At 67.8% G+C, this 8245-nt stretch carries 11 protein-coding genes; 8 read left to right on the top strand and 3 right to left on the bottom strand.

The genetic code is table 11. The features are described 5' to 3' along the window. The first annotated feature begins 39 nt into the window (after positions 1–39). The 5 genes from ACQHIV_RS26210 to ACQHIV_RS26190 all read left to right on the top strand — a co-directional run bounded on the left by ACQHIV_RS26210 (position 40) and on the right by ACQHIV_RS26190 (position 2985). Positions 40–459: a MarR family winged helix-turn-helix transcriptional regulator gene (locus tag ACQHIV_RS26210; protein WP_427886030.1), complete on the top strand. Its 420-nt coding sequence runs from the start codon at positions 40–42 to the stop codon at positions 457–459. A gap of 63 nt (positions 460–522) precedes the next feature. Further along, positions 523–1311, top strand: a complete 789-nt coding sequence (locus tag ACQHIV_RS26205) for a hypothetical protein (protein ID WP_427886029.1) — start codon at positions 523–525, stop codon at positions 1309–1311. Between the two features lie 71 nt (positions 1312–1382). Then, on the top strand, positions 1383–1790 hold the full coding sequence (locus ACQHIV_RS26200; protein WP_427886028.1) for a DoxX family protein: 408 nt from the start codon (positions 1383–1385) through the stop codon (positions 1788–1790). 26 nt (positions 1791–1816) lie between these two features. Further along, positions 1817–2326, top strand: coding sequence for a sigma-70 family RNA polymerase sigma factor (locus ACQHIV_RS26195; protein ID WP_427886027.1), 510 nt, complete (start codon positions 1817–1819; stop codon positions 2324–2326). Further along, positions 2323–2985, top strand: coding sequence for an anti-sigma factor family protein (locus ACQHIV_RS26190; protein ID WP_427886025.1), 663 nt, complete (start codon positions 2323–2325; stop codon positions 2983–2985). The genes ACQHIV_RS26195 and ACQHIV_RS26190 overlap by 4 nt, the downstream gene beginning before the upstream one ends. Before the next feature lie 325 nt (positions 2986–3310). Here the strand turns inward: ACQHIV_RS26190 and ACQHIV_RS26185 are convergent, their stop codons facing one another. Beyond that, positions 3311–3550, bottom strand: a complete 240-nt coding sequence (locus ACQHIV_RS26185; protein WP_325037355.1) for a hypothetical protein — start codon at positions 3548–3550, stop codon at positions 3311–3313. Between the two features lie 63 nt (positions 3551–3613). Next, on the bottom strand, positions 3614–4291 hold the full coding sequence (locus ACQHIV_RS26180) for an ArsR/SmtB family transcription factor (RefSeq protein ID WP_427886023.1): 678 nt from the start codon (positions 4289–4291) through the stop codon (positions 3614–3616). Positions 4292–4358: 67 nt separating this feature from the next. On the opposite strand from ACQHIV_RS26180, the gene ACQHIV_RS26175 reads away from it, so the two are divergent. Next, on the top strand, positions 4359–4973 hold the full coding sequence (locus tag ACQHIV_RS26175; protein ID WP_427886021.1) for a flavin reductase family protein: 615 nt from the start codon (positions 4359–4361) through the stop codon (positions 4971–4973). Between the two features lie 785 nt (positions 4974–5758). Here ACQHIV_RS26175 and ACQHIV_RS26170 read toward each other — a convergent pair. Next, positions 5759–6163: a hypothetical protein gene (locus ACQHIV_RS26170; protein WP_427886019.1), complete on the bottom strand. Its 405-nt coding sequence runs from the start codon at positions 6161–6163 to the stop codon at positions 5759–5761. Between the two features lie 975 nt (positions 6164–7138). On the opposite strand from ACQHIV_RS26170, the gene ACQHIV_RS26165 reads away from it, so the two are divergent. Beyond that, positions 7139–7981, top strand: coding sequence for a phosphoribosylaminoimidazolesuccinocarboxamide synthase (locus ACQHIV_RS26165; RefSeq protein ID WP_427886018.1), 843 nt, complete (start codon positions 7139–7141; stop codon positions 7979–7981). A 2-nt stretch (positions 7982–7983) separates the two neighbouring features. Further along, positions 7984–8175 (top strand): hypothetical protein, encoded by a 192-nt coding sequence (locus ACQHIV_RS26160; RefSeq protein ID WP_427886016.1) that lies wholly within the window; start codon positions 7984–7986, stop codon positions 8173–8175. Positions 8176–8245: the final 70 nt, after the last annotated feature.

The following is an 8245-nucleotide window of genomic DNA, read 5'->3' as shown; positions in this document are numbered from 1 at the left end:
GCGCCAGCTTATGATTGCGCCAGTGCTACCTTTTCGGGCATGGCCACCGAACGCTCCGACCTGGCAGCGATGCTGGCGCCGATCGTTCGGGAACTGATCGCGATCGAGCTGCCGATCCTGGCCGCGCACGACGTCTCGATGTGGGGATACGTCGTCCTGAACGCGCTCGACGAGACCCCGGTCCGGACCCAGGCGGCGCTCGCGGAGGCGATCGGGGCGGACAAGTCCCGGATCATCGGCACCCTCGACGAACTGCAGCGGTCCGGGCTGATCGAGCGCACCCCGGACCCCGACGACCGGCGGGTCCGGCTGCTGTCGATCACCCCGCGGGGCCGGGCGAGGCAGCGCGCGGTGCGGAAGGACATCCAGGCCGAGGAACTGCGGGTGCTCGACGGACTGCCGGTGGCCGACCGCAAGACGTTCCTCCAGCTGCTGCAGCGGTTGCACGCCTCCCGCTGACGGTGGAGGGCGTTCACCCGCGCGGGTGATCCGGCGCCCGCGGGCCGTCGGAAGACTGGCGGTATGCGACGAGCGGTGGTGGTGTGGGCGGCGGCGTACGGCGCCCTGCGGACCTGGTACCTGACCGGCCACGCGCCGGCGTGGAAGCTGCCCGGCGACGACCTGCTGGTCCCGGGGTGGATCGCGCTGGCCGGGTGTGCGGTGACCGCGCTCGCCGTGATCCGGATACGCCCGCGATTGCTGTGGGCGCTGGCGGCGGGCTGGCTCGCGGCGGCCGCGTTCGTCCTGCTCGACGCGGTCGCCTTCGTGTTCCGGGGGCTCGGCATCCCGTTCGATGCGCTCGGGATGCTCAGCCGGCTCGGGGCGGTGGTCGGCGCCGTACTGCTCGTTCGGCTGGCCCGGGCGCATCAGCCCGTTGCGAAGCCCTGGCCGTCGTGGGTTCCGGTCGCGGGCGCTTGCGTCGCGGTTGTGGCCTGCGTCACCCGGCTCGGCGCGCAGGCGGTGGTTGGCTTCGAGAAGTCGCCGTTCGGCGGCAACCTGTCGCTGCTGCTCTTCGAGGGCGGGTTCGTGCTGGCCGGGACGTTGCTGCCGTTCCTGCTCGTGCATCGGCTCGGACGGTGGTTCCCGCGCTGGCTCCTGCTGCTGCCCGGGTACGCGATCGGCTGCGGCATGTCGGCGTACTTCGGGGTCGGGCTGATCCAGATGATCGCCAACGTGGTCCAGGGGAAGGCGGTGTACGGCGACGTCGGGCTGCCGGACAGCTTCTTCTGGGTCGCGGTCCCGGCGTACCTGCTCTGGGGTGCCGGGCTGGTGGTGGCGACCCGCGGCTACCAATTCGCGACGCGGCGTTGAACCAAGTAGAGCGTTCAATCGTTCGAACCAGACACAGACACCAACCCCACCGCCCCGAGGAGTGAGGCCCTGTGCACGTGCTCGAACGTTTTCAGAAAGAAGTGATCGGCGTTTTCCGGATCGTCGTCGGATTCCTGTTCGCCACCCACGGCGCCGCCGCGCTGTTCGGCGTACTCGGCGTCGAGCAGGCCGGGCTGCTGGTCTGGCCGTCCTGGTGGGCCGCGCTGATCCAGACCGTGGCCGGCGCGCTGGTGATGATCGGGCTCGGCACGAGGTACGCCGCGCTGCTCTGCTCCGGGTCGATGGCGTACGCGTACTTCACCGTGCACCAGGCCGGCGCTTTGCTGCCTGTGCAGAATGGTGGCGAGAAGGCGGCGCTGTTCTGCTTCGCCTTCCTGCTGATCGCTTTCCTGGGCAACGGTGCCTGGGCCGTGGAGCGGCCGGCCAAGGTGACCGTGCAGACAACCGCGGCCAACTAGGGATGATCGACAGGGCAGGAGCGCCGATGGCCGACGACCGGGCGACGCTGCTGCGCGAGCTGCACGACGTGCACGCGCCCGCGCTCTGGCGGTTCGTCGTCCGGCTGACCGGCGACGACCGGCTGGCCGAGGACGTCGTCCAGGAGACCCTGCTGCGGGCCTGGCGGCGGCCGAACATCCTCAGCGAGGACGAGCCGGGCGCCCGCGCCTGGCTGTTCACGGTGGCCCGCAACCTGGTCATCGACGACCGCCGCAGCGCCCGGGTCAGCCGGGAGGTCGCCAGCGACGACCTCCCGGAGAACCCGAGCGCCGACCACGCCAACGCCGTACTGGACGCCTGGCTGGTGGCCGAGTCACTGGCACAGTTGTCGGAGGAACATCGGCAGGTGATCGTCCGCGCGTACTACGGCCGCCGGACGGTCACCGACATCGCCGAGGAGCTGGACATCCCGTCGGGCACCGTGAAGTCACGGCTGCACTACGGGCTGCGGGCCCTCAAGCTCGCACTGCAGGAGAAGGGGGTCACGAGTCAATGAGCGACCCGTACCGCGACTGGGACGCGGCGTACCTGCTCGGCGCGCTGTCGGCGAAGGACCGGCACGTGTACGAGGAGCATCTGCACGACTGTGCGGACTGCTCGGCCGCCGTCGCGTCCCTGGCCGGCGTACCCGGAATGCTGGCCGCGCTGCCGGCCGACCGGGCGCTGGCCACCGTCAGCACCGAACCGCCGAACCTGCTGCCCGGGTTGACCCGGAGCGTGCAGCGCGACCGGCGGCGGCAGCGGATCCGGTACGGCGCACTCGCCTCCGCGATCGCGGTCGCCGCGGCGGTCGTCGGCGCGGTGGTCGCGGTCCCGTTCACGAAGGACGACCCCAAGGGCGACTACGTCGTACTGTCCCAGACCGTCTCGAGCAAGCTCTCCGCCGACGCCCGGCTGGTGCCGGAGCCGTGGGGTACGACGATCGAGATCAGCTGCAAGTACGACGAACTCGCGACGCCGAGCGAACGCGCCCGCGGGTACGAGCTGTTCGTCACCGACACCTCCGGGAAGGTCCAGCTGATCGCCAGCTGGACGTCCGCGCCCGGCACCACGGTCAAACCGGCCGCCACCACCAAGCTGAAGCGGGACGAGATCCAGGCGCTCGACATCCGCAGTTCCGAGACCGGACGGGTGCTGCTGGCGGTCCGGTTCTGATCGGCGCGCATGACAACCGCGCAGTGGGGAACCTAGGGGACAAGTTCGGCGATCGCTCGAGAGGCCGTCGATCCAGACCCCGGTGTTCAGGGACGTGCACCGGGGTCGCCGCTCGTCATCGTTCTGAAAGAAAGTTCCTGTGGACCTGTAACACTCGGGATGTCACCGGCGATACACCGTGTGTAACGCCACTTGAGCATCCCGTCCCAGGTCGTCCGCCCGAAGGACCTGGGCCGGGATCCTCGATGCGTATGAGGCGCCCGCAGCGTTACCTGCGAAGGCCCCCGGCGATCATCGCCGGGGGCCTTCGCGCTGCGTACCCTCCCTAGGACGCCTGCTCAGTCGGGCCTTCCGACGGCGGCAGCGCGATCCGGTCCGCCGGCAGGCGTTCCGTCCGCTCGTTCCCGTCGTCGCCCTCGTACTGCACCAGAGCGGTCCATCCCGATTCCTCGTGGTCGCGGCCGATCAGCCAGCCGCGACGCCACTTGCCGTCCGCGCGGACGACGACATGGCTGGGCAGAGGGAGTCGGGACACCAACTCGGTGCCGGGCTCGAACTCAGTCATGGCCGAAGGCTAAGTGCAATCCGGTCGCGGCGCCTCTCGAAAGCGTGTTCCGTCATCGGTTTCTCAGACTCCGGACTCCAGTCCAAACGCTTGTACGGCGCCGTGCACCCGCAGCGCGCGACCACCCGGAATGCGGGTCACCCAGCCGTTCTCGAGCGCGTGCGCGCACAACGCGGACCCGACCGCACCGGCCAGATGCGGCCGCCGCTCGGTCACGTCCAGGCAGGACCGCACCGCCGGCCGGCCCCGCCGTACGTCGAGCTCGATCCCGAGATTCCGCAACCAGGCTTGGCCTTCCGGCGTCAGCGCGATCCCCTCCGACCAGTCGATCAGCCCACGCTCGGTCATCGCATCCGCGAGCGCGACCCCGAGCTTCCCCGCCAGGTGGTCGTAGCACGTCCGCGCCCGCGCGAACGCGTCCCGCTTGCTCACCGCCTTGAGACTGCTGACCACCTCGGTACGCCGCGGCGCCAACGCCGCGAGCCCTTCGATCAACTCCGCGGTATCCGGACCGGCCAGCCGCACGTACCGGTGCCGCCCCTGCCGCACCTCGGTCAGCAGCCCGCCGTTCACCAGCAGATTCAGGTGCTCGCTGATCGTCGGCCGCGACACCTTCGCCAACCGCGCCAGCTCACTCGCGGTCCACGCCCGCCCGTCGAGCAACGCCATACACACCGTCGCCCGGGTCCCGTCCGCCAGCATCCGCGCCCAGCCGGCCAGCTCCTCACCCTCGGCAGTCATACCGCCCATCATGCCGCTCCGTTGGTTAGGCCCCGGCCGAACGGTCCCGTACGTACCGTCGACCGACGTGACCCACCTGACGATCGAACCGTCCATCCTGTACGTCGGCACCCCGGTCGCCCTGCTCACCACCCTCAACGAGGACGGCACCGCAAACCTCGCCCCCATGTCCTCCGCCTGGGCCCTCGGCGACGTGGTCGTCCTAGGAGTAGGCCTCGGCGGCCAAACCGCCAGCAACCTCCGCGACCGCCCCGAGGTAGTCATCAACTACCCGTCCCCCGACCAATGGACCGCCGTCGAACGCCTGGCCCCCTTGACCGCCGCCGACCCGATCCCACCCCACAAACAAGCCCGCTTCCACCACAACCGCACCAAGTTCACCACCGCCGGTCTCACCCCGACCCCCGCCGACCTCGTAGCCCCACCCTTGGTCGCCGAATGCCCCCTCCAATTCGAAGCCACCGTCGTCCACACCGCGGTCGATGCCAAAGGCAACTTCCTCATAGCCCAAGCCCAAGTCCTCCGAGTCCACGCCGCCCCCCACCTGGTCATCCCCGGCACCTCCCACATAGACCCCGCGGTGTGGTCCCCCCTCATCTACAACTTCCGCCACTACTACCCCCTAGGCCCCGAACTAGGCGAATCCTTCCGCACCGAAACCCCAAGAAACCAAGGAACGTAGGCAGCCCCCGCGTTCCCCGCAGGCGCTCCGGTCGCTCCGCTCCCTCCCACCCCTGCTACGCGCGCTCCCGCCCACCCCCGGCTTAGCGCCGGCCTTCTGCCCGCTGCCGCGGGCGGTCTGCGAGCTGCCGCTCGCGGGTGACTGCTTAGCGGACGTGGTCCGTGAAGCTGGCCGTGGTGGGTGGTGGATGTGGTCGACCCCCGGCGTGCTCCGCAGGTGCTCCGGTCGCTGCGCTCCCTCCCGCCCCTGCTACGCGCGCTCCCACCCACCCACCGGCTTAGCGCCGGCATGCAGCCCGCTGCCGCGGGCGAGTTGCGAGCTGCCGCTCGCGAGTGACTACTTCGCGGACGTGGTCCGTGAAGCGGATGTGGTGGGTGGTGGATCTGGTTGACCCCCGGCGTGCTGCGCAGGTGCTCCGGTCGCTCCGCTCCCTCCCGCACCCGCTACGCGCGCGCCCACCCACCCCACCGGCTTAACGCCGGCGTTCTGCCCGCTGCCGCGGGCGGTCTGCGAGCTGCCGCTCGCGGGTGACTACTTTGTGGACCTGGTCAGCGAAGCAGGACCTGGTGACTGGCGCGAGCAGTCATGTGAAGGGTGTTCCTGTCGAAGTGGGCGCGGCGAGGGAGAACGCCGCGCGACCCGAGAGCTCGTGAGCCGGCCGCGGACCACCCGGCTTGCGGCTCAACCGCTCGCCACCTACAGGTCATCGTGCCGAGACGACCGGCGAAGCTCCAAAACGCCGTCGACCTCAACGGCAACGCCGCAGCCACAAGGACTGTATCGGGTCAGAAGTACCAGAAGTTGTACATGTGGTGGCCGTGGACTGCCGCGTGGCGTGCGACGATCGCCAGCCCTTGGACGGCGTACTCGCCGTGCGACGCCGCCGCCGCAGACAGCGCCTCAGAATCCGCGACCGCCAACGCATGGGTGAGCGTGTCGGTGACCGTCACCAGACCGGCCTCCACGACGCCGGCGCCCTCGTCGAGGATTTCGGTGATCTGGACGCAGTGCCTGGGATCCGCCGCAATCTCCCGACTGTCCCGTCCAGTGAGGAGCGCTTCCAGCTCTGCCAGTGCTTCGGGCCGGAGTCCATCGTCATTGTGGACAGGAGGCCTCCCCAGCCAATCCCCGAGCTCCGCGATCGCGGTCTCGTCGTCCGGCGCCGCGAAGACTATGTTCATCTCTCCCACGAGCCGACATTATCTGCGCAAACACAGGAAGCCGCCAGGCCTTCGCCCAGCGCATCGGGAATCGAATCCGTACCGCCAACAACCGTGTCGACACCCCTCGACGTACCGGCAAGCTCCACCCGAGTGACAGCTACACCAAGATCACCGAGGTCGGGGTCCCCGAGGCATCGAAGCATGGCAAGACCGTTCGAACCGGCTGCTGGCGAGGTCCTGGAGTACGGCGAGAGCATCACCAATGGGCGAGCGACCGATAGGGGCGGCTAGGTGGCTTCCCGAGCCGTGCTCAACAGCCTTCATGGTCGAGCGATGCCCAGGAGCAAATGTATGGCCGCAGATCTGTTGGCGGATCACGCGGCGAACTTCGCGTGGCGGACTTCGCTTGGTGCGGTAGCAGGCGCTTGCAACGAGACTGCGTCCGTGGGCGGTGAGACAGCGAGCGAGGAGCCAGTTAGGCACATCGTGCGGACACATGCTGGACAAGCTGCGTTCGAGCAGGGTCTTCAGTTGGCGCTCGATGCTGTTCTAAGTTCAGAGAGCATGCACTCCACCGGAGACGACGACAAAGACAGGGTTCGTCAGGTGGCCGATCAGATCAGTCCTCGGTCAGGCTCGGCCCGCACGCGCGACGCCCGGCGCGAACGTCGATACGGTCTGCTGTTCGCCGGTGTGCACTGATTGCGTTCTTCATCGGACAGTAGAAGGCCTCGGTCACCCTTTGGCACTCAGCGGCGTTCGCGGACGTTCTCTTCGGATCGATCCTCGTCAAAGAGGCTGATGGCGGTGTCGGTTCCTACGAGAGCTAAAACTCTTTCCGGAGTTACGGCTCTTGCGGTACTCATCTTAGGAACAGGAGTAACTGCCGCACCGAAAGATGTAATTCAGAAGGTAACGCAACTAGGGGATCGTTGACGGTACGCACAGTGGGCTCGGGCGTCGGCGAGTAGTCCCCCGTTCGGGTGTGCTAGAACAGTGGGTGTGGAGCTGCTGCATCGGGGCAAGGTTCGGGATGTTTACAGCGATCGGCCGGGGGAGGTGATCCTGGTTGCGACTGATCGGGTGTCGGTCTACGACGTGGTGTTGCCGACGGCGATTCCTGACAAGGGGAAGTTGCTGACGAGTCTGTCGCTGTGGTGGTTCGAGCAGTTGGCGGATGTGATGCCGAACCATGTCATCTCGGCTACTGATGTGCCTGCTGAGTTCGAGGGGCGTGCTGTGCGGTGCCGGCAGGTCGACATCGTCCAGGTCGAGTGCATTGCCCGCGGCTACCTGGCCGGTCTTGGATGGGATGCCTATCGGGAGACTGGGAAGATCTCGGGCGTCGAGATCAAGCCCGGGCTGCTCGAAGGGGACAAGCTGCCTGAGCCGGTGTTCACGCCGACGACGAAGACGGCGCCTGAGGATGGGCACGACGAGCCGATGACCTTTGATGAGGTGTCGGATGCCGTTGGAGCGGAGCTCGCGGAGACTCTTCAGGAGAAGACGCTCGAGCTCTTCAAACGCGCTACCGCGATCACTGATGGTCGCGGCGTGCACCTAGCGGACACGAAGTTTGAGTTCGGGCTTGCCAAGGACGGAACGCTGGTTCTGGCGGACGAGGTTCTGACTTCGGACTCCTCGCGGTACTGGCGTGACGAGGACTGGAAGCCTGGACAGCGGCAGATCTCGTACGACAAGCAATTCGTGCGCGACTGGGCTCGGGATCTGGGTACGTGGGACAAGACCCCGCCTGGTCCCGAGATTCCGCCGGAGGTCGTTGAGGAGACCCGCGCTCGTTACGTTGCGATGTACGAGCGCATCACCGGCCTGAAGTGGGACTGAGGATGGCGACCTGGGACGAGATCCAGCAGGCACGGCTGAGTGAGGTGCTGGATCTACAGAAGGTGCACAAGCGCCTGCTTGCGGCGAAAGAGCAGGACGTTGAGCCCGATCCTCATGACGTTGAGATTGCGCGTTCGGTCGCCGCGACCGGTTATGGCGGTGTCGACCGCGTCAACGCTCCGGACGATTACTAGACCGCTGCAGGGCGTTGTGCCTATGCTACCCGTGTTCTAGAACACCAACCTGAGGACCTGAGGTCTGGCG

The sequence above is a fragment of the Kribbella polygonati genome (assembly GCF_050320105.1).
Lineage (GTDB): Bacteria > Actinomycetota > Actinomycetes > Propionibacteriales > Kribbellaceae > Kribbella.
The sequence above is the reverse complement of the archived record's forward strand: the minus strand, read 5'-3'. Positions and strand labels throughout refer to the sequence as shown.